This window comes from Agromyces sp. PvR057 (assembly GCF_040547485.1).
Lineage (GTDB): Bacteria > Actinomycetota > Actinomycetes > Actinomycetales > Microbacteriaceae > Agromyces.
Genome location: NZ_JBEPPT010000001.1, coordinates 1,570,129 through 1,593,496, shown reverse-complemented (window position 1 = coordinate 1,593,496; position 23,368 = coordinate 1,570,129). Strand labels below are relative to the sequence as shown.

Annotated in this window: 26 protein-coding genes; 4 read left to right on the top strand and 22 right to left on the bottom strand. The window is 70.4% G+C overall.

Annotated features, from left to right (window positions below; all coding sequences use genetic code 11):
• Positions 1–32 precede the first annotated feature (32 nt).
• Positions 33–983, bottom strand: a complete 951-nt coding sequence (locus ABIC29_RS07200; protein WP_354243938.1) for a tetratricopeptide repeat protein — start codon at positions 981–983, stop codon at positions 33–35.
• Positions 980–2,953: a DUF8094 domain-containing protein gene (locus ABIC29_RS07195; protein ID WP_354243935.1), complete on the bottom strand. Its 1,974-nt coding sequence runs from the start codon at positions 2,951–2,953 to the stop codon at positions 980–982. The genes ABIC29_RS07200 and ABIC29_RS07195 overlap by 4 nt, the downstream gene beginning before the upstream one ends.
• Positions 2,954–3,156: 203 nt before the next feature.
• Between ABIC29_RS07195 and ABIC29_RS07190 the strand changes: the two genes are divergently transcribed.
• Both ABIC29_RS07190 and ABIC29_RS07185 read left to right on the top strand, forming a co-directional pair.
• Positions 3,157–4,773 carry a coiled-coil domain-containing protein gene (locus ABIC29_RS07190; RefSeq protein ID WP_116081506.1) on the top strand — a complete coding sequence of 539 codons (1,617 nt, stop codon included), beginning with the start codon at positions 3,157–3,159 and terminating at the stop codon, positions 4,771–4,773.
• Positions 4,774–4,794: 21 nt separating this feature from the next.
• Positions 4,795–5,859: an AI-2E family transporter gene (locus tag ABIC29_RS07185; RefSeq protein ID WP_116081505.1), complete on the top strand. Its 1,065-nt coding sequence runs from the start codon at positions 4,795–4,797 to the stop codon at positions 5,857–5,859.
• Between the two features lie 9 nt (positions 5,860–5,868).
• On the opposite strand, the gene ABIC29_RS07180 is transcribed toward ABIC29_RS07185, so the two are convergent.
• The 9 genes from ABIC29_RS07180 to rpsB all read right to left on the bottom strand — a co-directional run bounded on the left by ABIC29_RS07180 (position 5,869) and on the right by rpsB (position 12,590).
• On the bottom strand, positions 5,869–6,636 hold the full coding sequence (locus ABIC29_RS07180; protein ID WP_116081504.1) for an alpha/beta hydrolase: 768 nt from the start codon (positions 6,634–6,636) through the stop codon (positions 5,869–5,871).
• Positions 6,633–6,941: an Rv1322 family protein gene (locus ABIC29_RS07175; protein WP_354243930.1), complete on the bottom strand. Its 309-nt coding sequence runs from the start codon at positions 6,939–6,941 to the stop codon at positions 6,633–6,635. Before ABIC29_RS07175 ends, ABIC29_RS07180 begins: the two co-directional genes overlap by 4 nt.
• 88 nt (positions 6,942–7,029) lie before the next feature.
• A complete protein-coding gene (locus ABIC29_RS07170; protein WP_354243927.1) occupies positions 7,030–7,686 on the bottom strand; it encodes an aggregation-promoting factor C-terminal-like domain-containing protein in 657 nt (218 codons plus the stop codon).
• A gap of 62 nt (positions 7,687–7,748) precedes the next feature.
• Positions 7,749–8,303 carry a DivIVA domain-containing protein gene (locus tag ABIC29_RS07165; RefSeq protein WP_354243924.1) on the bottom strand — a complete coding sequence of 185 codons (555 nt, stop codon included), beginning with the start codon at positions 8,301–8,303 and terminating at the stop codon, positions 7,749–7,751.
• Positions 8,304–8,323: 20 nt separating this feature from the next.
• A complete protein-coding gene (locus ABIC29_RS07160; RefSeq protein ID WP_354243921.1) occupies positions 8,324–9,229 on the bottom strand; it encodes a phosphatidate cytidylyltransferase in 906 nt (301 codons plus the stop codon).
• 87 nt (positions 9,230–9,316) lie between these two features.
• Positions 9,317–9,871, bottom strand: coding sequence for a ribosome recycling factor (gene frr / locus ABIC29_RS07155; protein ID WP_116081501.1), 555 nt, complete (start codon positions 9,869–9,871; stop codon positions 9,317–9,319).
• A gap of 31 nt (positions 9,872–9,902) precedes the next feature.
• Complete coding sequence (gene pyrH / locus ABIC29_RS07150; protein WP_116081500.1) at positions 9,903–10,634, bottom strand: UMP kinase; 732 nt, start codon at positions 10,632–10,634, stop codon at positions 9,903–9,905.
• 168 nt (positions 10,635–10,802) lie between these two features.
• A complete protein-coding gene (tsf, locus tag ABIC29_RS07145; RefSeq protein ID WP_116081499.1) occupies positions 10,803–11,627 on the bottom strand; it encodes a translation elongation factor Ts in 825 nt (274 codons plus the stop codon).
• 39 nt (positions 11,628–11,666) lie between these two features.
• Complete coding sequence (gene rpsB, locus ABIC29_RS07140; protein ID WP_116081498.1) at positions 11,667–12,590, bottom strand: 30S ribosomal protein S2; 924 nt, start codon at positions 12,588–12,590, stop codon at positions 11,667–11,669.
• 272 nt (positions 12,591–12,862) lie between these two features.
• On the opposite strand from rpsB, the gene ABIC29_RS07135 reads away from it, so the two are divergent.
• The gene (locus ABIC29_RS07135; protein WP_116081497.1) at positions 12,863–13,519 is read left to right on the top strand and encodes a M23 family metallopeptidase; all 657 of its coding nucleotides are present in this window, start codon (positions 12,863–12,865) and stop codon (positions 13,517–13,519) included.
• A gap of 129 nt (positions 13,520–13,648) precedes the next feature.
• Here the strand turns inward: ABIC29_RS07135 and ABIC29_RS07130 are convergent, their stop codons facing one another.
• The 10 genes from ABIC29_RS07130 to ABIC29_RS07085 form a co-directional block, all read right to left on the bottom strand.
• Positions 13,649–14,632, bottom strand: a complete 984-nt coding sequence (locus tag ABIC29_RS07130) for a tyrosine recombinase XerC (RefSeq protein ID WP_354243916.1) — start codon at positions 14,630–14,632, stop codon at positions 13,649–13,651.
• Positions 14,633–14,690: 58 nt separating this feature from the next.
• Entirely contained in the window at positions 14,691–15,596 is a 906-nt protein-coding gene (locus tag ABIC29_RS07125) for a metallophosphoesterase (protein ID WP_116081495.1), read from the bottom strand.
• A 51-nt stretch (positions 15,597–15,647) separates the two neighbouring features.
• Positions 15,648–16,985 (bottom strand): DNA-processing protein DprA, encoded by a 1,338-nt coding sequence (gene dprA / locus ABIC29_RS07120; RefSeq protein ID WP_354243913.1) that lies wholly within the window; start codon positions 16,983–16,985, stop codon positions 15,648–15,650.
• Positions 16,982–18,520, bottom strand: a complete 1,539-nt coding sequence (locus ABIC29_RS07115; protein ID WP_354243911.1) for a YifB family Mg chelatase-like AAA ATPase — start codon at positions 18,518–18,520, stop codon at positions 16,982–16,984. The genes dprA and ABIC29_RS07115 overlap by 4 nt, the downstream gene beginning before the upstream one ends.
• On the bottom strand, positions 18,520–18,885 hold the full coding sequence (locus ABIC29_RS07110) for a YraN family protein (RefSeq protein WP_502915452.1): 366 nt from the start codon (positions 18,883–18,885) through the stop codon (positions 18,520–18,522). Before ABIC29_RS07110 ends, ABIC29_RS07115 begins: the two co-directional genes overlap by 1 nt.
• Positions 18,886–19,024: 139 nt before the next feature.
• Entirely contained in the window at positions 19,025–19,348 is a 324-nt protein-coding gene (locus tag ABIC29_RS07105; RefSeq protein WP_116082533.1) for a DUF2469 family protein, read from the bottom strand.
• A 5-nt stretch (positions 19,349–19,353) separates the two neighbouring features.
• Positions 19,354–20,055: a ribonuclease HII gene (gene rnhB / locus ABIC29_RS07100; RefSeq protein ID WP_354243908.1), complete on the bottom strand. Its 702-nt coding sequence runs from the start codon at positions 20,053–20,055 to the stop codon at positions 19,354–19,356.
• A gap of 1 nt (position 20,056) precedes the next feature.
• Complete coding sequence (gene lepB, locus ABIC29_RS07095) at positions 20,057–20,812, bottom strand: signal peptidase I (RefSeq protein ID WP_116081493.1); 756 nt, start codon at positions 20,810–20,812, stop codon at positions 20,057–20,059.
• 92 nt (positions 20,813–20,904) lie between these two features.
• Entirely contained in the window at positions 20,905–21,252 is a 348-nt protein-coding gene (rplS, locus tag ABIC29_RS07090; protein ID WP_055857282.1) for a 50S ribosomal protein L19, read from the bottom strand.
• 242 nt (positions 21,253–21,494) lie between these two features.
• Positions 21,495–22,007, bottom strand: coding sequence for a hypothetical protein (locus ABIC29_RS07085; RefSeq protein WP_147309160.1), 513 nt, complete (start codon positions 22,005–22,007; stop codon positions 21,495–21,497).
• Between the two features lie 85 nt (positions 22,008–22,092).
• On the opposite strand from ABIC29_RS07085, the gene map reads away from it, so the two are divergent.
• Entirely contained in the window at positions 22,093–22,860 is a 768-nt protein-coding gene (gene map / locus ABIC29_RS07080; protein WP_354243903.1) for a type I methionyl aminopeptidase, read from the top strand.
• Here the strand turns inward: map and nirD are convergent.
• Positions 22,844–23,200 (bottom strand): nitrite reductase small subunit NirD, encoded by a 357-nt coding sequence (gene nirD / locus ABIC29_RS07075; protein WP_354243900.1) that lies wholly within the window; start codon positions 23,198–23,200, stop codon positions 22,844–22,846. The genes map and nirD overlap by 17 nt on opposite strands.
• Positions 23,201–23,368: the final 168 nt, after the last annotated feature.

The window sequence follows — 23,368 nt, the reverse complement described above, 5'->3', positions numbered from 1 at the left end:
CGGGGCCTTCGTCATTCAGGGGTTCGCGTCGCTCAGAACAGCAGGTTCGTGAGCCGCCGGCGCGCGACCGCGACGCGCGGATCCTCGGTACCGACGACCTCGAACAGCTCGACGAGGCGCTCGCGCACGAGCTTCTTCTGGTCGGGGTCGAGCTTCACGAAGATCGTGAGCAGTCGGTCGAACGCGTCGTCGACGTGGCCGCCGGAGAGGTCGAGGTCGGCGACGTCGAGCTGTGCCGACAGGTCGTCGGGGTTCGACGCGGCCGCGTTGCGGATCGCGTCGAGCGTCTTGCCGCTCAGCCGTCCGAGCAGGTTCGCCTGCGCGAGTCCGGCCACCGCCATATGATCGCGCGGGTCCTGCGCGATCGCCTTGCGGTAGGTCGCGGCGGCGGTGTCGAAGTCGCCGCGCTCGATCGCGTCGTACGCCTCCTGATGCAGCGGCGGCAGAGGCGGCTCGACGGGCGCCTGCACCTCGGAATCCGACTCGCCCGCGGCATCCGTCGGCTCGACCGAACCGGTCACGCCGTGCTGCGAGGCCAGCTCGAGCAACTGGTCGAAGACCTGGTCGATGACCTCGTCGGGCTGGACGCCCGCGAAGAGCGGAACCGGCTGCCCGGCGACGACCGCGACGACCGTCGGCACCGACTGCACCTGGAACGCCTGTACGAGCTGCGGGCTGCGATCCGCGTCGGCCGTCGCGAGCACGAGGCGGCCGGAACGCGCGCGAACGAGGCGCTCGAGGGTCACGACGAGCTCGATCGACGGCTCGCTCCACGAGCCCCAGACGGCCACGACCACGGGGACCGTTCGCGAGAGCTCGAGCGCCGAGGCGAACCCCTGGTCATCGGTCGCGAAGACGATCGCTCCGTCGCCGGGCGCTGCGGAGGCCGCCCCGGCCGGCGCCCCGGACTGAGGCGGTCGCTGCACGAGCGACGAGAGGTCGACGGCGCCGCGAAGCGCTGCGTGCGGGGTGGGGTCGGTCACGGTACCTCCGATGCGCCGACGAGTCCCTCGGACCACCCGAGGAGTCGGATCTGTTCGTCTGAGCCGACGGCGGGTACGTAGAACACCATCTGGATGCCGATGATGCGCTGCACGCCCTTCGCGCTCTTGCCGGTGAACCCGGAGAGCGCCGCGCCGGGCGCGCCCTCCTGGAAGCCGATCGTGCCGCCGTCGTTCGGCGTGACCCGCTCGGTCTGCTCGATGGTCGCCGTCACGAGCGCACCGGAATCGTTCGTCGCGAGGGCGATGGTCGGGCCGTCGCCGACGGCGTTCGTGAAGGCGATGTCCGCCGTGGGCGACGTCGCCTTCAGGTCGTCGCGGATGACCTGCTGCCCCGCGACGCCGAGCTGCTCGCGCAGGAGGTCGCCCTCGGGGTCGAAGAACTCGGCGTAGGCGGACTCGTCGCCCTTCAGCAGGAGGTCCGCATAGGCCATGCCGACCTGGTCGGGCTGCATGATGAGGCCCTTGAACTCCGGCGAGATCAGCGGAGCGCCGATGCTCGCGGGCGCGACCTCCGGCACGTCCGCGTCGGGTGCGAGCGCCATCGCGTAGACGACCTTGTAGTTCTCGCGCGGAGACGGCTGCTGCAGGTACAGCGCGGTCGGTGCCACGGTCGGGTCGTCGGAGGCCTTCTCGATGACGAGCACCGTGCGTCCGGTCGTCGGCCAGCCGGCGACCTGCTGCGGCAGGATCAGCGTCGGCGTCGTCGCGGGAACCGGAACCGGCCCCGGCTGATCGGGAAGGGACGTGCGGATCGCGTAGTTCGCGCGGCGGGCCTCGAGCGCCGGACCCGTGAAGCGGTCAGCGGCGAGGTCGCCGTCGAGCGCCTCGTCGGCGGCGGCCGTGGTCTCGGCCACCCGAGCCATGATGCGCTCCATCTGCGGAACCGTCACGGCGGGCATCAAGGGCTCGGTGGCGGGCGCCTCGGCGTCGGGATCGTCGGTCGCCGCCGGCTCGACCGGCGGTGCGGTCGTCGCGGGCGCCGTCGTTGCCGGCGGCTGGTCGAAGCTCGGCCAGTAGTCGGGCGAGCACCCCGTGAGCGCGAGCGCCGGGAGGAGCAGCACGGGAACCAGTGCGACGCGCTTCGATCGCCCGATCGCGCGCCGGCCACCGCCCATCGGGCCGCGACGGAGTTCGGCGGGCTTCGGGCCGCTCATCCGGCCTCGGCCCTTCGGCAGGTTGCGGCGTGGCCCTCGCGAGCGGCGATGGTGCATGAAGCCCGAGATGACGAGGGCGATGCCGACGAGGAAGAGGATGCCGCCGCCGAGCAGCAGCGGGCCGGCCCACGGGGTCGCGTTGTCGAGGGGCCAGGTGATCGTGAGGCGCGACGGGGCCGGGTTCGTGCCGTCGGAGGCGATCAGCACCGCGATGTCGTCGGGCACGTCGATGGTCGTCGTGACGCTGCGCTCGCCGGACAGCTCGTCGAGCCACAGGTCGGATCCGACCGGCGAGTTCTCCGGAACGGCCTCGAGCAGTTCGTCGCCCGTCGTCGCATCGCCCTCGGCCGCATCGCCGTCGGCGGGGGTCGGCTCGGGGGTTGGCGCAGGGGTCTCGGTCGGCGATGGCCGGCTGGTCGCATCGGCGGCCTCGCCGTCTGCGGCACCGTCATCGCTGTCGTCGCCCTCGACGTCGCGCGAATCGGTCGCGACCAGGGCATCGGCCTCGGCGTCGTGCGTGATCGACACGTGCGGCGCCTCCCCGATCCAGGCCTCGACATCGCTCAGTCGCCCGTATGCGAGGAACACCATGTCGGAGCCGGCGACGGTCACGGTCTGCTTGCCGGGATGCGCTGCGAGCGCTCCCGGCTCGACGACGACGTAGGCGGCATCCGACTCGGTCGTCGACGTCAGCGAGACACGGTCGGGTTCGAGGAACACCGTGCGCTGCGCGATGCCGAATCCGATCATCACGGCTGCGGCGGCGAACGCCAGGATGGCGAAGACGAATCGCACGTTACCTCCGGTACCGCCCTGGGCGGCATTGAACAAAGACAACCAAGCCTACCGACATCAGCCTGTGAGTCGCCTCCGCCGCGACTCGGCCGGTCACGCGAGGATGCACTGCACCGCCCGTACCGACCGGCCCTCGCGCACCCGTAGAATCGTTGAATCCCGCACGAGCCCCCACGAACGCGGGACAGAGCCCGGAGGAAGAATTGGCCGTCGAAGAGACCGAGTTCACGCAGGTGTTCCGTGGATACGACAAAGACGAAGTCGACAAGAACATCAACGGACTTCGTCGTGACATCATCACCGCGAACGCCCAGCTGGCCGAGCAGGCGAAGGAGAACAAGCGCCTGCTCGCGCGCATCGATGAACTGAGCGCAGAGCTCGAAGAGGTCGGCAGCCCGACCTTCTCGGGTCTCGGCACCAAGCTCGAGAACACGCTTCGCGTCGCCGAGGAGCAGTCGACGCGTCTCATCGCGCAGGCCGACATCGACGCCGAGAAGCTCCGTCGCGCCGCCGAAGACGAGGTGCACCTGCTCCGTTCAGACGCGAACGAGCTCGCCGAGCGCACGCTCACCGAGGCGCGCTCGCAGGCCGCGCGCACGCTCGAGAACGCCCGCGCCGAAGCCGACGACATGGTCTCCCGCGCCCACGAGTCGAGCGAGCAGCTGCGGAACGACGCCGCTCGGGATGCCGCGGCCATCCGCGGTGCGGCCACCACCGAGGCGGCCGACCTGCGTTCGAGCGGCAAGCGCGACGCGGCCGCCGCCGTCGCCGCCGCCGAGCGCAAGGCGTCCGAGATCCTCGTCTCCGCCAACAACGAGGCGTCCGAGGCGCGGGCGACCGCGGCCGGCCTCACGCAGGAGACCGAGCAGACCCGCGCCGAGGTCGCGATCGAACTCGACCGCGCACGTGCCGAGCTCGCGAAGGAGACCGAGCAGGCCCGCATCGACCTCGCCTCCGAGACCGAGCAGTCGCGTCTCGACCTCGAGCGCGAGACCGCCGAGGGCCGTGCCTCGCTCGAAGCCGAGATCACCGAACGCCGTGCCGCACTCGTGCACGAACTCGAGCAGGCGCGCACCGACCTCGACCGCGAGCTGGTCGCGAGCCGCGCCGAGCTCGAGCAGCAGCGCGAGCAGGCGAACGTCGACCTCGTCCGCGAGGCCGAGCTGGCACGCGTGAAGCTGCAGAGCGAACTCGACCGCCTTCGCGCCAAGCACGCCGCCGACCTCGAGCAGATGCGGGCCGACCTCTCGCTCGAGCAGGAGCAGGCTCGCGCCGACTTCGACGCCGAGTCGGAGCAGTCGCGCATCGACCTCGACAACCAGCTCACCTCGATGCGCAAGAAGACCACGCACGAGGTCAACCGCATGCGCCGCGAGATCGAGAAGGCGCACCTCGACCTCGAGGCCGAGCTCGCCGCGAAGCGCGACGAGGCCGAGCAGGAGCTGCTCGCGAGCCACCAGGAGGCGACCTCGCAGACGCAGAAGTTCCTCGAGGACGCCAACATCGAGCTCGCCGAGGCGACCGCTCGCACCGCCGAGAGCCGCGCCGAGGCCGAGCGCCTCGAGACCGAGGTCCGCGGCGAGATCGCGACGCTCCGCGACAAGGCCGACGAAGAGGCGCGCGAGCGCATCGCCGCCGCGCACACGCAGGCCCGAAAGCTCATCGCCGACGGCGAGGAGCGCACGCGTGCCCTCGTCGCCGATGCTGAAGACCGCCTCTCGCAGATCAAGATCGAGCGCGACGCGGTGGCCGGCTACTTCGAGAGCCTCCGCGGCGTGCTCACGCAGGCCGAGCAGGTCGCAGCGGCGAGCCGCGGCTAGCCCCGGGGTCGGCGAGGCTCGATGAAGATCCAGAACGCGTTCCGCATCGGCCTCGCCGGCACGCTCGGCGTCGGCGTCGGCATCGTGATCCTCTCGTCGATCGCGAGCCTGTCGACCGTGCTGACCTACGTCGGCGCTGCCCTCTTCCTGGCCCTCGGCCTCGAGCCCGCCATCGGCTGGCTCGAGCGCCGGGGGCTTCCTCGTTGGGCGTCCATCCTCATCGTCATGACGGGCGTCGGCCTGCTGCTTGCCGCCCTCGTGCTCGCCGTGGTGCCGATCGTCGTCGACCAGGTCAGCCAGCTCGTCGAGGAGATCCCGGCGATCGCCGATCGCGTGCAGTCCCAGGACTGGCTCGAGGAGCTCTCCGAGCAGTTCCCCCAGGTGCCGATCCGCGACATCACCGATCAGGTCACCAGCGCGATCACCGACTTCTTCACGAACCCCGAGAAGCTGAGCGAACTGGCGGGTGGCGTGCTGCAGGTCGCGATCGCGCTCGGCGCCGGCATCTTCGCCCTCGTGATCGTCTTCATCCTGACGCTCTACTTCTCCGCATCGCTCAGCGCGATGAAGCACACCGCATACCAGCTGGTCCCCGCCTCCCGCCGGGCCAGGTTCGCCGACCTCACCGAGCAGATCACCCAGTCCGTCGGCCGCTACGTGCTCGGCCAGGCCGGCCTCGCGGCCTGCAACGGCGTCGCGAGCTTCATCTTCCTGTCGATCATCCAAGCGCCGTTCCCGGCGGTGCTGGCGTTCCTCGCGTTCATCTTCTCGCTGGTTCCGCTCGTGGGCACGCTCTCGGCATCCGTCATCATCGTGCTCGTCTGCCTCATCCCCGGCCTCGGGTCCCCGCTCACGGCGCTCGTCGCGGCGATCTACTACCTGGTGTACATGCAGGTCGAGGCATACGTGCTGAGCCCGCGCATCATGAACCGTGCCGTGAAGGTCCCCGGAGCCCTCGTCGTGATCGCTGCGCTTGCCGGAGGCACCCTGCTCGGCCTGCTCGGCGCGCTCGTCGCGATCCCCGTGGCAGCGTCGTTCCTACTCATCATCAAGCAGGTCGTCATCCCACGCCAGAACGAGCTCTGACGCGACGGCTCAGGCGGTTGCCGCCCCACTCCGGGCGTCCCTCGTCGGCGGCCACGTCGTCGGCAACGGCAGCGCCGCCGGGTTGACCGCCGCGACGATCTCGTCGAGCACGCGGCGCGTCTGGGTCTCCCCCACCCACAGGTGCCGGCCGCCCTCGACGTCGATGCGGGCGATCTTCGGCGCCACCGCGAACCGCTCGGCCGCGGCATCCGGCCTGAGGTAGTCGTCGAACTCGGGGATGAGGGCGACCACCGGCACGGAGACGTCATTCCAGCGGCGCAGTTCCTCGACCGAGGTGCGATGCAGCGGCGGGGACAGGAGCACGGCGCCGGCGATGTCGTGCTCGAGGCCGTACTTCAGTGCGAGCTCCGTGCCGAACGACCACCCGACGAGCCACGGATTCGGCAGCCCGCGCTGCGCCACGAACGCCATCGCCGCGGCGACATCCTCGCGCTCCGAGATGCCCTCTCCGAACGAGCCGTCGCTCGTGCCCCGCGGCGAGGTCGTGCCCCTGGTGTTGAATCGCAGGACGGCGAGGTTCGCGAGCGCCGGCAGTCGCGCGGCGGCCTTGCGGATGATATGCGAGTCCATGAAGCCGCCGGCCGTCGGCAGCGGATGCAGCGTCACGAGGGTCGCGACCGGCTCCGCGTCGACCGGCGTCGAGAGTTCGCCGACGAGCGTGAGTCCGTCGGCCGTGTGCAGGCGCACCTCTTCGCGCACGGCCGGCAGTTCGACCGCGGCACGGATCTCGATGGGCGCCGATTCGGGATTGCTCATCTGGTTCCGATCCTCCAACAGTGCTGATGCCAATGACGACGTCCCGCGAGGTCTGCCGCATCGCCGAGCACGCCGTCGGCGCGCCAGACGACGAGGTGGGCCACGCCGGGCGCGACCTCCAGCCCGCAGGCCGGGCACACGTATCGCTTCACGGCCTGCACCTCGGAGACCGGCTGCACGTTCCACTCCCGACCGTCGCGGGTCTGGGTGCGTCGCCAGCCGGAACTCAGGCGATCGACGTCGAGTTCGGGATGCGGTTCGCGGGCCCGCGCCGCGCGACCATGGGAACGGTTCGAGCGCGGCATGCCACAAGTCTACGGTCGGATGCCGCATCCGCCGGCCGGATCGCAGGCGCGACGTGGGAGCTCGATGCCTGAGGGCGGCTCCCGGGAGTCAGTACCAGCCGATGGACTCGGAGTGCGCCCACGCGCCGCACGGCGTTCCGTACCGGCCCTGCACGTACCCGAGGCCCCACTCGACCTGGGTGGCCGCGTTGGTCTCCCAGTCGGCGCCGGCCGATGCCATCTTCGAGCCCGGGAGCGCCTGCGGGATGCCGTAGGCACCGCTGCCCGCGTTGTACGCGTTGACCCGCCAGCCGGATTCCTTGCTCCAGAGCGCGACGAGGCAGTCGAACTCGGTCGTCGCCCACCCGCGCGCCGCAACGGCCGTCGCGGCGTACGCCTGCGCCGACCCGGGATCCGGCGTCACGGCGGGCGGGGCCCATCCGCTCTCCTCGCTCGTGGAAGCCGGCTCGACGTACGCGGGCTTCGCCTGGACGTCGTAGCCCTCCTTCGAGGCGTCGAGCGTGTATTCACCGTCGACCTCGAGGGCCTGGATCGCGGCACCGCCGAAACGATCGCCCGCGACCTGGTCGGGGGTGGCGGTCGCGCCGGCATTCGGATCGACGAGGTTGATCGCGACGAAGCTCAGTGCCGCGCAGAACGCGAAGACGACGGTGATGCCCTGCTTGACCGCGCCGCGCGTTGCGACGGCGGTGCGAGGAGCGGTCGCGGGCGTCTCGCCCTGCTCGATGCCTGTATGCCTGCCCACGATTCGTCGAGTGTATCCGAGGTCCGAGCGGTGGAGCGAACGCCGTCCTCCTGCCTGCCCGCTCAGCGGACGGCCTGCATGACATCGACGACGGCGTCGAGCACGAGATCGACCTGCGATTCGCGATATCCGCCGCGCTGCGTGGCGAACACGACGCTCCGGACATCGTCGATCGAGATCGGCCATCCGTCACGGAAGTACCGTGTGAGCTTCTCGGCGAACTTGTCGACGTCGCGCACCCGGTAGCCGAGCGCGAGCGGGCTCATCCGGTCGAACCGGTGCCCCTCGGGCCTCGCGAGCCGGTTGGAGATCACCTGCGCCGTGGTGCGCGCCTCGGCGAGCCAGACCTCGTCGCCGTGCAGACGCGCGGCGACCTGGCGCTCCTCGACCGCGAAGGCGTCCTCGAGCCGCTCCATGGCGGCATCGACGTCGGCCGTGACGTAGCCGCCCTTCTGCAGGGCGAACGCCGTGAGCCGGATGCGCTCCGAGTTCAACGGCGGATCTGTTGCGAGCGGCGTACCGTCGTACGCGCGGCGTGCGACCTGCAGGAACTCGTCGACCTGCTCGGTGTGGTAGCCGCGCTGAGGCTTTCGGGTGCGGGGGAAGGTGGAGTCCACCGACCCATTATCACCGAGCATCACCCGAAGATGCGGAACGCCACGAACGCGACCGCCGCCGAAGGCAGGATCGAGTCGAGCCGGTCGAGGAATCCGCCGTGGCCCGGAAGCCACGAGCTCATGTCCTTGATGCCGAGGTCGCGCTTGATGAGCGACTCGGCGAGGTCGCCGAGCGTCGCCGTGAGGAAGATCGCGACGCCGAAGATGAGTCCGAACCACCACGTGTTGCCGAGCATGAAGAGCGAGAGCAGCACGCCGGCGATCACACTGGCGGCGGCTCCGCCCGCGAAGCCCTCCCACGTCTTCTTCGGACTGATCACGGGCGCCATCGGATGCTTGCCGAACATGAGTCCTGAGGCGTACGCGCCCGTGTCCGCCGAGATCGCGACGATCACGAACGCGAGCGTCCACCATTGTCCGCCGTCGGCCGCGGTGAGCACCACCGCGAACGTCGCGAGGAAGGTGACGTAGCCCTGCACGAAGGCGCTCGCGCCGAGGTCCCGCAGCAGCATGGTGCCGGATGTCCGCCTGCTGGCGGACACCTGCTCGCAGAGTCGCCAGATGCAGACGAGCGCGATGGCGACGAGCACCGCGATGAGCTGCCCGCCCGCACCGCCGAAGTACGCGAACGGCACGACCGCGACGGCCACGACGACCGAGGGGATCCGGGGCACGGAGAAGCGCCCCTTTCGCAGCGCCTGGGCGAGCTCGTAGCTCGCGAACGCCACGAGGGCCACCGCGAAGACCAGGAAGAGCTCCTTGATCACCAGCAGGCTGAGCAGCAGCGCGCCGCCGAAGCCCAAGCCGATGGCGATCGCGAGGATCAGGTTGCGGCCGGTACGGGCGTTGATCTTCTCCTGCGCCTGATCGAACTGCGCCTTCGACGCCTCGAACTGCCGCTCGATATCGACGCGCTTCGCGTGCACCTGCGACCGGAACTCATCACGAGCGTTGCGGTCCCGCCCACCGGCGTCCGTTTCGTCATGTTCAGGGACGCCCGACATCGTCTTCTCTCAGACCTCGAGGAGTTCGGCTTCCTTGCGCTTGAGCGCGTCGTCGATCGCGTCGATGTTCGACTTCGTGACCTGCTCGAGCTCCTTCTCGCCGCGCGAGACCTCGTCATCGCCGACCTCGCCCTTGAGCGCGTCGAGGTCGTCCTTCGCCTTGCGCCGGATGTTGCGGACCGAGACCTTCGCGTCTTCGGCCTTCGACTTGACGATCTTGACGAACTCGCGACGACGCTCCTCGGTGAGCTCGGGAAGCGTCACGCGGACGATGTTGCCGTCATTGGTCGGGTTCGCGCCCAGGTTCGGCGTGTCGCGAATGGCCTGCTCGATGTCGCGGATGGCGCCCTTGTCGTAGGGCGTCACGACGAGCGTGCGCGCCTCGGGGTTCGCCAGCGACGCGAGCTGCGCGAGCGGCGTGGGGGTGCCGTAGTAGCTCACCAGGATCTTCTGGAAGAGCTGGGGGTTGGCACGGCCGGTCCGGACGGACGCGAAGTCGTCCTTGGCGACCTCGACCGCCTTCTGCATGCGTGCATTGGCATCGGACAGTACATCCGCGATCACGGGGGCTCCTTCGTTCGCTGCTCGGACCAGTCTATCGAGTCGCCGGGGACTCGCTGTTGCTGACGATCGTGCCGAGGTCGGCACCGAGGATCGCCGCAGTGACGTTGCCGCCCGGCTCCATGCCGAACACCTGCATCGGCATGCCGTTGTCCATGCACAGGCTGAAGGCCGTCGAGTCGACCACCTTGAGGCCGCGCTGGAGCGCCTCCTGGTACGTGATCCGATCGATCTTGTGCGCGTCGGGGTTCGTCCGCGGATCGTCGGAGTAGACGCCGTCGACGCCGTTCTTCGCGACGAGCACGACCTCGGCGTCGATCTCGAGCGCGCGCTGCGCCGCGACGGTGTCGGTCGAGAAGTACGGGAGTCCGGCGCCGGCGCCGAAGATGACGACACGGCCCTTCTCGAGGTGGCGCTCGGCGCGACGCGGGATGTACGGTTCCGCGACCTGCGTCATCGAGATGGCCGACTGCACGCGGGTCTCCGCACCGGCCTGCTCGAGGAAGTCCTGCAGGGCGAGCGAGTTCATGACCGTGCCGAGCATGCCCATGTAGTCGGCTCGCCCTCGGTCCATGCCGCGCTGCGAGAGCTCAGCGCCGCGGAAGAAGTTGCCGCCGCCGACCACGATCGCGATCTCGACCGTCCGTGCGGCATCGGCGATCTCGCGTGCGAGCGCGCTCACCACGTCGGGGTTCACGCCGAGCGAGCCTCCGCCGAACGCCTCGCCCGAGAGCTTGAGCATGACCCTGCGCTTACGTTCCGTCATCCCCGACCGTTCCTTCCCCTTGGGAGTCAAAGTTAGTGCTTCTCGTGCCGCGGCGCAGTGCCGGAACACGGGTCTTTCCGCGACGGATCAGTCACGGCTCGTCCAGGATGCCCCGGACACAGCAAAGGAGCCCGGATCGCGAGGCGATCCGGACTCCTTCACAACGACTTACGCGGTGGCCTTGAAGCGGGCGAACGACGACACGGTGATGCCGGCGTCGGCCAGGACCTTCTGGACCTGCTGCTTGTTGTCGCGCGCGTAGTCCTGCTCGAGCAGGGCGACCTGCTTGAAGAACGAAGTCAGACGACCCTCGATGATCTTCGGCAGGGCCGCCTCGGGCTTGCCCTCGTTGCGGCTGATCTCGGTGACGATCTCGCGCTCCTTCTCGACGACGTCGGCCGGAACCTCGTCGCGAGTCAGGTACGTGGGGTCGAACATCGCGATGTGCTGTGCGATCGCACGAGCGGTCTCCGCGTCTTCGCCCGAGTAGGACACGACCACGCCGATCTGCGGCGGGAGGTCCTTCGAGGTCTTGTGCAGGTAGACCGCGAACTGGTCGCCCGGCAGCGTGACGGCGCGCGTGAGCGCGACCTTCTCGCCGAGGATGGCGGCCTGCTCGTCGATGACCTCGCCGACGGTCTTGCCGTCGAGCGGCGCCGCAAGGGCGGCGTCGACGTCGGCGGCGCCGGCTGCGGCGACCGCGTCGAGGACGCGCTCCGAGAGGGCGACGAACTTGTCGTTCTTCGCAACGAAGTCGGTCTCGCATGCGAGCTGGATCAGGGTGTAGCCCGAGGGCGACTCCTTGGCGGCGACGAGGCCCTCGCTGGTGGAGCGGTCGGCACGCTTCGCGTTGCCCTTCGCGCCCTTGAGGCGGAGGATCTCCGTGGCCTTCTCGAGGTCGCCGTCGGCTTCCTCGAGCGCCTTCTTGGTGTCGACCATGCCCGTGCCGAGCTGCTCGCGCAGGGCCTTGATGTCGGCGATGCTGATTGCCATTTCCGGCATTCTCCTTTGAGTTCGAGTTGGGCGGCGGAATTACTCGGCAGCAGCCTCGGGGGCGGCCTCTTCGACGACCTCGGCGGCCTCGGGTGCAGCAGCCTCCTCGACGACCTCGGCAGCCTCGGCCTTGGCCTCTGACTCGGTCTCGGCGACCTTCTCGGTCTCGGCGGAGGCCTGCTCCGGGGTCGTCGCGGAACCGGCCTGGAGGAGCTCCTGCTCCCACTCGGCGAGCGGCTCGACGGCGGAGACGTTGCCGGCCTCTTCGGGCTTCTGGTGGCGCTCGATGAGGCCCTCGGCAGCGGCGTCCGCGATGATGCGGGTCAGGAGCGCGACCGAACGGATGGCGTCGTCGTTGCCCGGGATCGGGTACTGGACCTCGTCGGGGTCGCAGTTGGTGTCGAGGATGCCGATGACGGGGATGCCGAGCTTCTTGGCCTCGTCGATCGCCAGGTGCTCCTTCTTGGTGTCGACCACCCAGAGCGCCGAAGGCGTCTTCGACAGGTTGCGGATGCCGCCGAGCGACTTGTGCAGCTTGTCGAGCTCGCGCTTCTTGATGAGGAGTTCCTTCTTGGTGAAGCCACTCGTGGTGCCTTCGAAGTCGAGCTCCTCGAGCTCCTTCATGCGCGCGAGGCGCTTGGAGACCGTCTGGAAGTTGGTGAGGAGGCCGCCGAGCCAACGCTGGTTGACGTAGGGCTGGCCGACGCGGGTCGCCTGCTCGGCGATGGACTCCTGAGCCTGCTTCTTCGTGCCGACGAAGAGGACGGTGCCGCCGTGGGCGACCGTCTCGCGGACGAAGTCGTACGCCTTGTCGATGAAGGCGAGCGACTGCTGCAGGTCGATGATGTAGATGCCGGAACGCTCGGTGAAGATGAACCGCTTCATCTTCGGGTTCCAACGGCGGGTCTGGTGCCCGAAGTGCACGCCGCTGTCGAGCAGCTGGCGAATGGTGACGACGGCCATGAGCCGTACTCCTTTGTTCTCAGTTGACGCCCCGACCGGCGGTCGGAGCCCTGGTGCCCGGCACGGCTCCGCCGCCTCCTGCTCGTGAGAGCATGAAGTCGGACCGAGTGGAGTCGTCTGCCGAAATGGCACGCGTAGTCACCCCGACGCGCGGGGTGCTCTCGGAAGTCTAGCACCGGCACCGATCCTCCCCAACCCGACGCCGGTCCCGACGCCCTGCAGTCCGACGCGACTGCTGCGTCGGTCGTGCCGCGATCGCCGAGCATGTGGCCATGACGAAACCGGATCCCGCTTCCCGATCGCCCGTTCGCGCCGATGCGCGCCGTCTGCATCGGACGGCCGTGCTCGCCGCCTTCGTGGTTCTGGCGGTCTCGGTCGATCTGCCCGCGGGCGGTGCGGCGTTCGCCGACGCCCTGCGATCACGTTCGCCGGATGCCGCGGGCTCCCCCATCCCGGCGACCTCGGCGACGGATGCCTCCGGCCCAGCCGGTCGGATCGCGGGTGCCGACCCGCTCTTCGCGCGCGATGACTGGATCTGGCCAACGGCGTCGCCGATCCTCGTCGAGGAACCGTTCCGTGCCCCCGCAACCCCGTACGCGGCGGGTCACCGCGGTGTCGACCTCCGGGCGTCCGCCGGCGAACCCGTCCGAGCGCCCGCCGACGGCGTGGTGTCCTTCGCGGGCATGGTCGCCGGGCGCCCCGTCGCCTCGATCGACCATGGCGGCGGGCTCGTGAGCTCGCTCGAGCCGGTCGAGGCGAGCGTGTCGGCGGGCGAGGCCGTCGCGGCCGGAGCGGTCGTCGGCATGGTCGCCGCTGGCGGCCACTGCGAGCGTCGGTGCGTGCATCTCGGCGTTCGGCTTCACGGCGAATACGTCTCGCCCATGCTCTACCTCGGCGGGGTGCCGCGAGCGGTGCTGCTGCCCTGGTGACCCCCGCCCCGCCCTCGGCTGCCCGTGCGGGCGCTCGGCTTGGGCGGCTGATCCGATCGGCCCGTGAATCCAGACGGGCCGATCGGACCTGACGCCGTGAACCGGTGCAGGATGCCGCCGCGCCTCGACTCAAGCTCGGGGATGCGCCGTGCGATAGCTCTGCTTCAGGCGTTCGGCCGAGACATGCGTGTAGATCTGCGTCGTGCCGAGGCTGGCATGGCCGAGGAACTCCTGCACGGCGCGCAGGTCGGCTCCCCCGTCGAGCAGATGCGTCGCCGCGGTGTGCCGCAGCGCGTGCGGTCCGCTCGGGCCGGTGCCGGGAATCTCCTCGAGCATGCCGGCGACGAGCCGGTACACGCTCCGGACCCCCATGCGGGCGCCGCGCGCGCCGAGCAGCACCGCGGTCCGGTCCGACTCGCGCACACCGCGCACCGCACCGGCCTGGCCCGGGGCGCCGCCCGGATCCGACTCGGGGCGCCGTGCCGCCAGTGCGGCCACGATGGTCGGTCGCGCGTGCTCGAGATAGCGGTCGATCGCCCGCGCAGCCGGCGCGCCGTAGGGCACCACGCGCTCCTTCGAGCCCTTGCCCATCACGCGCACCGTTCGACGTTCGCGGTCGACGTCGGGCAGGTCCAGTCCGACGAGCTCGGAGACGCGCAACGCCGACGCGTAGAGCAGTTCGGCGATCGCGACATCCCGCTCCGCGATCGGGTCGCCGTCGGCCGCCCGCTCCTCGAGTCGTGCGATGGCGCCTTCGAGCGCGGTCTGCGAGACGACACGGGGCAGCGTGCGCAATGCCCGGGGCGCCTTCAGGCGGGTTCCCTGGTCGACGTCGACGATGCCTCGCCTCGCGAGCCACGAGGTGAACCCCCGAGCGGATGCCGCGCGCCTGGCGATGCTGGCCCGCGCGAGGTCGCGCTCGGTCGCCGCCCACAGCCAGTCGCGCAGGAGCGCCAGATCGATGCCGGCCGCATCGGCGACGCCTCGCGATTCGGCGAAGGAGAGGAGGTCGGCGAGATCCGACGCGTAGGCGGCGAGCGTATGCAAGGAGTACCCGCGCTCCGTCTTCACGTGCGCGAGGTAGTCCTCGAGGACGACGTCGAGACCCGTCACCACCCCAGCCTGCACTGTGCTGCTCGGCACGAACGCCTGGACGCGCCCGAACGCACGATCAAGCCGAGGGTTTCCGGGAGAAGCGCTCGAGGCGCTCCGCCGGGCTGAGCGCCTCGATCTCCTCGAAGAAGTCCTCGGCGAATCCCGCGACGACCCGGTGCGGGCCGACCGGCACCACCGAGGTCACGACGCTGTCGTCGAAGAGGTGCACGAGGCTGAAGGACCGCCCACCGTCGACCCCCACGAGCTTGCGGGCGGAAGCCGCGACGTCGAGGGTGTATGCGGTCGCCCCTGCGACGGCGACCGGGATGCCCGCGAAGCTGCCGTTCGTCGCGTAGTGCAGGTGGCCGCCGAGGATCAGTCTGACGTCGCGGCCGCGCACGACCTCGGCCAGCGCGTCCTGCCCTCGGAGTTCGAGCACGTCCATGAGCGCGATCGGGGTCGGGATGGGCGCGTGGTGCAGCGCGAGCACGGTGCCGTATGGTGCGGGCTCGGAGAGTTGCGCATCGAGCCATGCCAGTGTGCGGCCGTCGAGAGCCCCGTGGTGGTATCCGGGAACGCTCGAGTCGAGTGCGATGACGCGGACGCCGCCGACGTCGACGACGTGGTCGACGGGCGCATCGCCGGCCGGGTCGGCGTCGAGCAGGCCGACCCGGAAGGCGTCGCGCTCGTCGTGGTTGCCCATGACCCAGACGAGCTCCGCCTCTGCGGCGGCGGCGAGCGGTTCGAGCACCGCTCGCACGCGTCGGTATGCGTCGGGCTCTCCGAGGTCGGCGACGTCGCCGGTGACGACGATCGCATCGAGCGCCGTTCCGAGGAGCGCGAGCTGCGATGCCGTGCTCGCGAGGGCCCCGACCGTGTCGGCCTCGCCGCCGAGCAACGCACCGCCGTCGAGCAGGTGCGTGTCGCTGACGTGCGCGATGACGTGCCGCGCCGCGGGATACCTGCCGAGTTGTACGACCATGGCCACCTCCGCCGAAAGCCTACGGCCTGCCTCCGTCACCACGCCGACGTGTCACGAGGCGCGTCGCCGGCGTATCCAGCCGTCCGCCCGATGCGCGACGACCGCGTCGAGTTCGAGGACGCCGAGCACCGCCATGACCTCGCCGGTGGTGAGTCCGCTCCGCCGTGCGAGGTCCGCGACGTCTCGCGGTGCCCGCGTGCTGAGCGCGTCGAGCACCCGGACCTCCTCGGATGAGGCGCCCTCGAGGCCGCCCGCCCCGGCTCCGTCGCCCGCATCCGCCTGCGTGCCTCCGGCGAGGCCGGAGCCGTCGGCGGCGAATCGCTCGAGCCCACCGGCCAACTCGACGATCTGGTCGGCGTTCACGACGCACACGGCGTCGAACTCGCGCAGCAGGCGGTGGCATCCGGCAGAGGCCGGGCTCGTCACCGGGCCCGGCAGGGCACCGAGCGGACGCCCGAGCGCCGCCGCGTGCCCTGCCGTGTTGAGCGACCCGGAGCGTGCACCCGCTTCGACCACGACGGTGGCCGAACTGGCCGCCGCGATGAGCCGGTTGCGTTGCAGGAAACGCCACTTCGTGGGCGAGGAGCCGCATGGCAGCTCGGAGACGACCGCGCCGGTCTCGGCGATGCGCTGCAGCAGCCCGTCGTGTCCGACGGGGTAGAAGCGGTCGACGCCGCCCGCGAGGAACGCGATGGTCGTTCCCTCGCTCGCCAGGGCGGCACGGTGTGCCATGCCGTCGATGCCGTAGGCGCCGCCCGACACCACGACGAACCCACGGTCGACGAGTCCTGCCGAGAGCTCCATCGTCATGTGCTCGCCGTATGCGGTCGCGGCGCGAGCCCCGACCAGCGCGACCGAGGGGATCCGGGGGCGGAGGTGGGCCGGGTCGCCGCGCACCCAGAGCCCGAGCGGGGCGTGCGCGCCCAGGTCGTCGATGCCGATCGGCCAGCACGCGTCGCCGGGCGAGATGAACACCGCTCCGACGCGCCGCGCCTGCGCCATGCCTCGGACGAAGGCGCCATGGTCGATGCGCGGGATCCATCGCGCGAGACCGACCTCGAGGTCCTTCGCCGTCAACTGCTCCCCCGCGTCGCGGGCCTCACCCGCGAGGCGGTCGACCGACGCGGCGTCTCCGACGGCGTGGCCGAGCAGGTGATCCGCGGTTCGCGTCGCACCGAGGGCGTCGACCAGGCGGCCGAGCGTGCCGTCGCCGGGCTCGGCGAGCGTGCCGAGCAGGGCTCGTGCGAACGCGTCGGCGCCCAGGTCGGAGGCAAGGATCTGCGTATCGCCATCGGATGCGACGGCCTCGTGATCGGCCTTCGCCGATTCGGGGCGGATCGCCATGAACTCCTGCCGCAGGTGGATCGCGGCTCGCTCCACCGCGCTCATCGTGCGATGCCCTGACGGAAGTAGAGCGCGTTGCCGACATGGCCGGCATCGGGAGCGACCGCTCCGGCCAGGTCGGCCAGGGTCCACGCCGTCTTCAGCACGCGGTCGTACCCGCGCATCGTGATGCCGCCCCTCTCGAGCGAACGATCCAACGCCTTCGTGGCGCGACCGCCGGGATGCAGCCCTCCGGCTCCACGAAGCCACGGACCGGGCATCTGCGCGTTGGTGCGCCACGGCGTGCCGCGGAGCCGCTCCGCCGCGACGGCGCGTGCGGCCGACACCTTCGCCCGAGCCTCGGCACTCGTCATGCCGCGCCGCTCGCGCGCGACGCGCAGGTTCGCTGCGGTGAGCCTCGGAACCTTCAGCTGCAGGTCGATGCGGTCGAGCAGCGGCCCCGAGATCCGGCCGAGGTAACGGCGGCGCAGATTCGGAGGACATGTGCACTCGGCGGTGCCGTCGAGCCCGCACGGACACGGGTTCGCCGCGATCACGAGCTGGAACCGAGCCGGGAAGCTCGCGACCGCGTTCGCCCGGTGGATGCTGATCGTGCCCGATTCGAGCGGCTGACGCAGGACGTCGAGCACGGCGGCCGGGAACTCCGGCGCCTCGTCGAGGAAGAGCACGCCGTGCGACGCTCGCGCCGCGGCCCCTGGACGGATGAGCCGGCTGCCGCCGCCGACCATCGCCGCGGCGGTCGCCGTGTGGTGCGGGGCTTCGAACGGCGGCCGGAACGACAGGCCGGACCCGACGGGCCGGCCCGAGAGCGAGCGCAGGCACGACACTTCGAGCGCGGCATCGGCATCGAGGTCGGGCAGGATGCCGGGTAGCCTCGACGCGAGCATGGTCTTGCCTGCACCGGGCGGGCCGATCATCGAGAGGTGGTGCCCTCCGGCGGCCGCCGCGAGCAGCGCGTCGATCGCGTCGGCGTTGCCGGCGACATCGGCGAGGTCGCCGGAAGCCTCGGCGGTGCCGGGCTGCTCGCCCCGCACCATCGGCACCGCTGCGACGTCGCTCGGCTCGAATCGCCCACCGTGGTGGATCGCCGCGTCGAGCAGCGAGACGACGCCGATGATCTCGACCTCGGGCACGAGCGACGCCTCGTCGGCGTTCGCACGAGGCACCATGACCGTGCGATGTCCGGCCCTGACGGCGGCGAGCACGGCCGGCAGGATGCCGTCGATCGGCCGCAACCGCCCGTCGAGGCCGAGCTCTCCGAGGTGCACCACGCGGGCGACGGAGTCGATCGACACCTCGCCGGCCGCCGCGAGGCACGCGACGGCGATCGCGAGGTCGAAGCCCGAGCCGTGCTTGGGCAGCGCCGCGGGCGAGAGGTTCACGGTGAGCTTGCGCTGCGGCAACGGGCACCCGGCGTTGACGGCCGCGGCGCGCACCCGCTCGCGGGCCTCGGCGAGGGCGGCGTCGGGCAGGCCGATGATCGAGAAGCCCGGGAGCTGGGCGGACAGGTCGGCTTCGACCTCGACGATCGAGCCCGTGAGCCCGAGCAGCGCGACGGCGTGCGTTCTGGCGACCGTCATCAGCTGATGCCCTCGAGGTGCTCGATGAGCGCCGGCGCCTCGTCGGGGGCGAGCACCGCGACGGCGTCGATGCGGATGCGCGGCGCCGCGGCATCCGTCGCCTCGCACCAGGCGACCGCGAGCCGCCGCAACCGCGACAGCTTCGACGGCGTGATCGCCTCGAACGGATGCCCGTAGTCGTGCGAGGTGCGAGTCTTCACCTCGATGAACACCGTCGCGTCGCCGTCGCGCGCGACGATGTCGATCTCGCCGAGCGTGCACCGCCAGTTGCGGTCGATCACGCGCAGTCCGCGTGACTCCAGATGGTCGACCGCGAGTTGTTCGCCTCGCCGACCGAGTTCTGCATTGTGGGCCACCAGCACCACCTCCGCGACCAGCGTGGTGGCGATGCCTCGACGGTTCGCTCACGATCGGCGCGCGCAGGGACGAACGCGCGGCCGACGCGCCTGTGGAGGGCAGGTGCGGAGCGACCCGGCGGGTGCCGAACGCCCCTGCCGGACCGGCCTACTCGTCGAGTGCGAGTTCCTTCGGCAGCTCGAACTCCCGCGTGGCGAGCTCTTCGACGTTGACGTCCTTGAACGTGAGCACGCGCACCGCCTTGACGAAGCGGTCGGCACGGTAGACGTCCCAGACCCACACGTCCTTCATCGTGAGTTCGAAGTAGAAGTCGTGCTCGGTGTCGCGGCGAACCAGCTCGACCTCGTTCGCGAGGTAGAAGCGACGCTCGGTCTCGACCACGAACTTGAACTGCGAAACGATGTCGCGGTACTCGCGGTACAGGGCAAGCTCGACCTCGCGGTCGTAGTCTTCGAATTCGTCGTCATCCATCGGGTTCATCCTACGCCGAGGTCGAAGAGCGCGGGCGCTTCGACGGCGCGCTCGTGCAGCCAGGTCCGGCGGTGCAGGTCGCTCGGCCCGTGCTCGGTGATCGCGTCGAAGTGCGCACGACTGGAGTAGCCCTTGTTCTCGTTCCATGCGTACACGGGCAGCTCGTGGTGCGCCACGTGCATGAGGCGATCGCGGTGGACCTTCGCGAGCACGGATGCCGCGGCGACCGACGCGCAGTCGCGGTCGGCCTTGATGCGGGTGCTCACGCGCGCGCGGTGGTCGATCGCCCGGCTCAGCCAGTCGTGGTTGCCGTCGAGCACGAGCGGAGCGTCGTCCAACTCGCCGGCGGTGCCTGCGGCCTCCTCAGTCGCACGAAGCGCCGTGAGCGCCCGCGCACCAGCCAGGCCGAGGCAGGCCATGATGCCGAGCTCGTCGATCTCGGCGGCGGATGCCTCGCCGACCGCCCAGGCGCGCACCCACGCCCCGGCGCGCGGCGCCATGAGCTCGCGCTTGGGCTCGGTGAGGAGCTTCGAGTCGCGGAGACCGGTGGGCATGCGCCGCACCGACGGATCGATGACGACCAGGCCGACCGCGACCGGACCCGCGAGCGCCCCGCGGCCGACCTCGTCGCAGGCGAGCACGACGGGCGCCCCGGACTCGAAGAGCTCGCGTTCGACCTTGAGGTTCGGGATGGCGGCCGGGGCCACGTCAGTCGCCGCCCTCTGCGGCCTCTTCGACCCCCGCGAACGTCTCGGGGTAGTTGCCGAGCCATGCCCAATGCGACACCGGCCAGCTGACCACGAAGGCGCGGCCGACGACGTTCTCGATGGGCACGAAGCCCTTGAGGGGCGTCTCGGCGTTGTAGCGCGAGTCCTTGGAGTTGTACCGGTTGTCGCCCATGACCCAGAGCGAGCCCTCGGGCACCACCTGGTCGAAGTCGTCGCGCGAGACCTTGGTGTCGCCCGCGGGCAGCACGACGTAGGGCTCGTCGAGGGGCACGCCGTTGACGCTCATCTGGCCGAGGGCGTTGCAGCACGTGACGTGATCTCCGGGCAGGCCGATCACGCGCTTGACGAGGTGGTCGTTCGAGTCGGGGGCCGAGAGCCCGACGAATGCGAGGAACCAGTCGACCGCGGCGGCGAGCGGCGGGGTCTCGGGCTCGACGCGCGCCGGCAGCCATCCGCCCGGATCCTTGAACACGACGACGTCGCCGCGCTCGAGGGGCGTGACGCCGGGGACGAGCTGGTTCACGATGATGCGGTCGTCCTTGACGAGGGTCATCTCCATCGACTCCGACGGGATGAAGAACGACCGGATCAGGAAGGTCTTGATCAGGAACGAGACGAGGACGGCCACCACGAAGATGACCAGCAGATCTCGCAGGAAGAGCAGGGCCCCTCGCTTGCGGCGGTTCGACGAAGACCTCTCGCCGTCGATACGAGTGGTGCTGATTTCTTCTGTCATTTAACCGCCTGAGCTCCTCACCCCAAGTGTAGGGGTGAGGAGCTCAGGTCGAAGGCCGCGGCCCGCGCGACGCGCGGGCCGCGAAGCCGGGATCAGGCGTCGCGCTTCTCCTTGATCTTCGCCTTCTTGCCGCGGAGCTTGCGCAGGTAGTAGAGCTTCGCGCGACGCACGTCACCGCGGGTGACGACCTCGATGTGGTCGATGACCGGGGAGTGCACCGGGAACTTGCGCTCGACGCCGACCTGGAAGCTGACCTTGCGGACCGTGAAGGTCTCGCGGACGCCTTCGCCCGAACGGCCGATGACGACGCCCTGGAAGACCTGGATACGCGAGCGCGTACCTTCGATGATGTTGACGTGCACCTTGACGGTGTCGCCCGCGCGGAAGTCGGGGACGTCCGACCGCAGGCTCGCAGCGTCGACGTGGTCGAGGATGTGCATGATGGTTCGCTCTCTGCGCCCGCAACCGGTCGAACGCGGATCAATGAATGGAAGAATCTGGTGCCGCCCGCGCGATCGCTCGCGCTGTGCATGCTCCCCGGAGGCAGAGTCCCGCGGCGGCACAATCCTCTATTGTGCCATGTTCTGCTGCGCTGCGCCAAAGCGGGTCGGATGCCGCGCCGCCGAGTCCTGTCCGACGCTCCCGCCGAGCGCGATCGGAGACCGCGAACGCGCGCGCCGCGTCAGTCGCGCTGCGGGCGTTCCTCGACCACGATGACCTCGCCGAGGTCGTAGGGCTGCTGCACCGACGGCCCGCCACCGGCATCCGTTCGGGGCACCGCCCCGGCCTGCGCGACCCGCTCGTACTCGGCCATCGTCTCCTGCATGCGCTTGGCGCCGTCGCGGACGAGCTGCACGATCGCGTACCAGAAGGCCACGAGCGCGAGGGCGATCGAGAGCACCGCGAAGGCGGCCATCGAGGGCCCGGAGAAGCCGAACGCGATGATCGCCGCGTGCCACGCGCCGAGGATGCCGACATCGGCCCAGGAGACGGCTCGCGTCTCGCGGACCGTCGGACGCATCGACGTGAGCAGTGCGATGACCGCGAGCGAGACGAAGGTGACCGGTACGGTGATGACCAGGCCCAGCGTGCCCCACCCGCCGCCGCCGAACACGGCCCAGCCGACCACGAGCCAGACCGGCAGCACGATCATGGCGGCCTGGATCCATCTGAAGAAGATGCGCCGGAAGAGCATGGTCACAGGATAACGCGGGCCCGTGCGCGGATGCCGGGTGTTCACTCAGGGCGGAGCCGCCAGAATGGACGAGGAGAGGAACACCGTGATCGAACTGAGGACCCCCGCCGAGATCGACGAGATGCGCGCTGCCGGGCGCTTCGTCGCGAGCGTCATCGAGGCGACGTCGAAGGCCGCGGCCGTCGGCGTGAACCTGCTCGAGCTCGACGCCCTCGCGCACGAGATGATCCGCAAGGCCGGCGCCGAGAGCTGCTACATCGACTACCACCCCTCGTTCGGCGCGAGCCCGTTCGGCAAGGTCATCTGCACCTCGGTCAACGACGCCGTGCTGCACGGACTCCCCCACGACTACCGGCTGCGCGACGGCGACCTGCTGAGCCTCGACTTCGCCGCGTCCGTGAACGGCTGGGTCGCCGACTCTGCGCTGTCGATCGTCGTCGGCACGCCGCGCCGGGCCGACCTCCGCCTCATCGACACCACGCAGCGCGCGCTCGACGCCGGCATCGCCGCCGCCCGGCCGGGCAACCGCATCGGCGACATCTCGCGGGCGATCGCGGAGGTCGCGAAGTCCGAGGGCTACTCGATCAACACCGACTTCGGCGGCCACGGCGTCGGCCGCACCATGCACGGCGACCCCCACATCCCGAACAACGGGCGCCCGGGCCGCGGACTGCCGCTGAAGCCGGGACTCGTCGTCGCGATCGAGCCGTGGTTCCTCGAGACCACCGACCGCATCTTCACCGATCCCGACGGGTGGACGCTCCGCAGCGCCGACGGCTCGCGCGGCGCGCACTCCGAGCACACGATCGCCGTCACCGACGGCGACCCCATCGTGCTCACGAAGCGGGGCTGAGCACCTCGACCTCGACCATGCCGTCGACGACCCGCGCCGTGAAGGTGCGGAGCGAGAGCGCCTCGTTCGTGAAGCACTCGCCGGTCACGAGGTCGTAGACCTCCTTGTGCAGGGGCGAGGCGATCGTGAGCCGGTCGCCGCGCGATCCCGTGATGCCGCGCGCCATGACGGGAGCGCCGGTGTGCGGGTCGTGGTGGTCGACCGCGTAGATCTCGTCGTCGCCGAGCCGCACGAGCGCGACCTGGTCGGTTCCGAGCAGCGCCACCTCGCCCCATCCCTGCTCGAGGTCCCGGATCCCGCAGACTCGAACCCAGGTCGTGGCCTCGATCGTGATCGTCATGTCGCGCTCCTCCCGTTCGGTGGCTCCGAACGTACGGTGCAGGTGTTTCCGCGCACGACTGCGGGTGTTTCCCCGACGTGAAACCCGCCTCACACGCGGGTGCCTCGAACGTGAGACGCGATTGCCGGAGCGGTTACGTCGACGTAACAGGGCGGAAACCGCCCCGCC

Excerpts from the sequence above, each read along its gene's own strand:
- ABIC29_RS07185 (WP_116081505.1), top strand. The coding sequence starts at position 4,795 with ATGAAGATCCAGAACGCGTTCCGCATCGGCCTCGCCGGCACGCTCGGC.
- ABIC29_RS07180 (WP_116081504.1), bottom strand. The coding sequence starts at position 6,636 with ATGAGCAATCCCGAATCGGCGCCCATCGAGATCCGTGCCGCGGTCGAA.
- ABIC29_RS07175 (WP_354243930.1), bottom strand. The coding sequence starts at position 6,941 with ATGCCGCGCTCGAACCGTTCCCATGGTCGCGCGGCGCGGGCCCGCGAA.
- pyrH (WP_116081500.1), bottom strand. The coding sequence starts at position 10,634 with ATGACGGAACGTAAGCGCAGGGTCATGCTCAAGCTCTCGGGCGAGGCG.
- tsf (WP_116081499.1), bottom strand. The coding sequence starts at position 11,627 with ATGGCAATCAGCATCGCCGACATCAAGGCCCTGCGCGAGCAGCTCGGC.
- rpsB (WP_116081498.1), bottom strand. The coding sequence starts at position 12,590 with ATGGCCGTCGTCACCATTCGCCAGCTGCTCGACAGCGGCGTGCACTTC.
- ABIC29_RS07135 (WP_116081497.1), top strand. The coding sequence starts at position 12,863 with ATGACGAAACCGGATCCCGCTTCCCGATCGCCCGTTCGCGCCGATGCG.
- ABIC29_RS07125 (WP_116081495.1), bottom strand. The coding sequence starts at position 15,596 with ATGGTCGTACAACTCGGCAGGTATCCCGCGGCGCGGCACGTCATCGCG.
- dprA (WP_354243913.1), bottom strand. The coding sequence starts at position 16,985 with ATGAGCGCGGTGGAGCGAGCCGCGATCCACCTGCGGCAGGAGTTCATG.
- ABIC29_RS07115 (WP_354243911.1), bottom strand. The coding sequence starts at position 18,520 with ATGACGGTCGCCAGAACGCACGCCGTCGCGCTGCTCGGGCTCACGGGC.
- ABIC29_RS07105 (WP_116082533.1), bottom strand. The coding sequence starts at position 19,348 with ATGGATGACGACGAATTCGAAGACTACGACCGCGAGGTCGAGCTTGCC.
- lepB (WP_116081493.1), bottom strand. The coding sequence starts at position 20,812 with ATGACAGAAGAAATCAGCACCACTCGTATCGACGGCGAGAGGTCTTCG.
- rplS (WP_055857282.1), bottom strand. The coding sequence starts at position 21,252 with ATGCACATCCTCGACCACGTCGACGCTGCGAGCCTGCGGTCGGACGTC.
- ABIC29_RS07085 (WP_147309160.1), bottom strand. The coding sequence starts at position 22,007 with ATGCTCTTCCGGCGCATCTTCTTCAGATGGATCCAGGCCGCCATGATC.
- nirD (WP_354243900.1), bottom strand. The coding sequence starts at position 23,200 with ATGACGATCACGATCGAGGCCACGACCTGGGTTCGAGTCTGCGGGATC.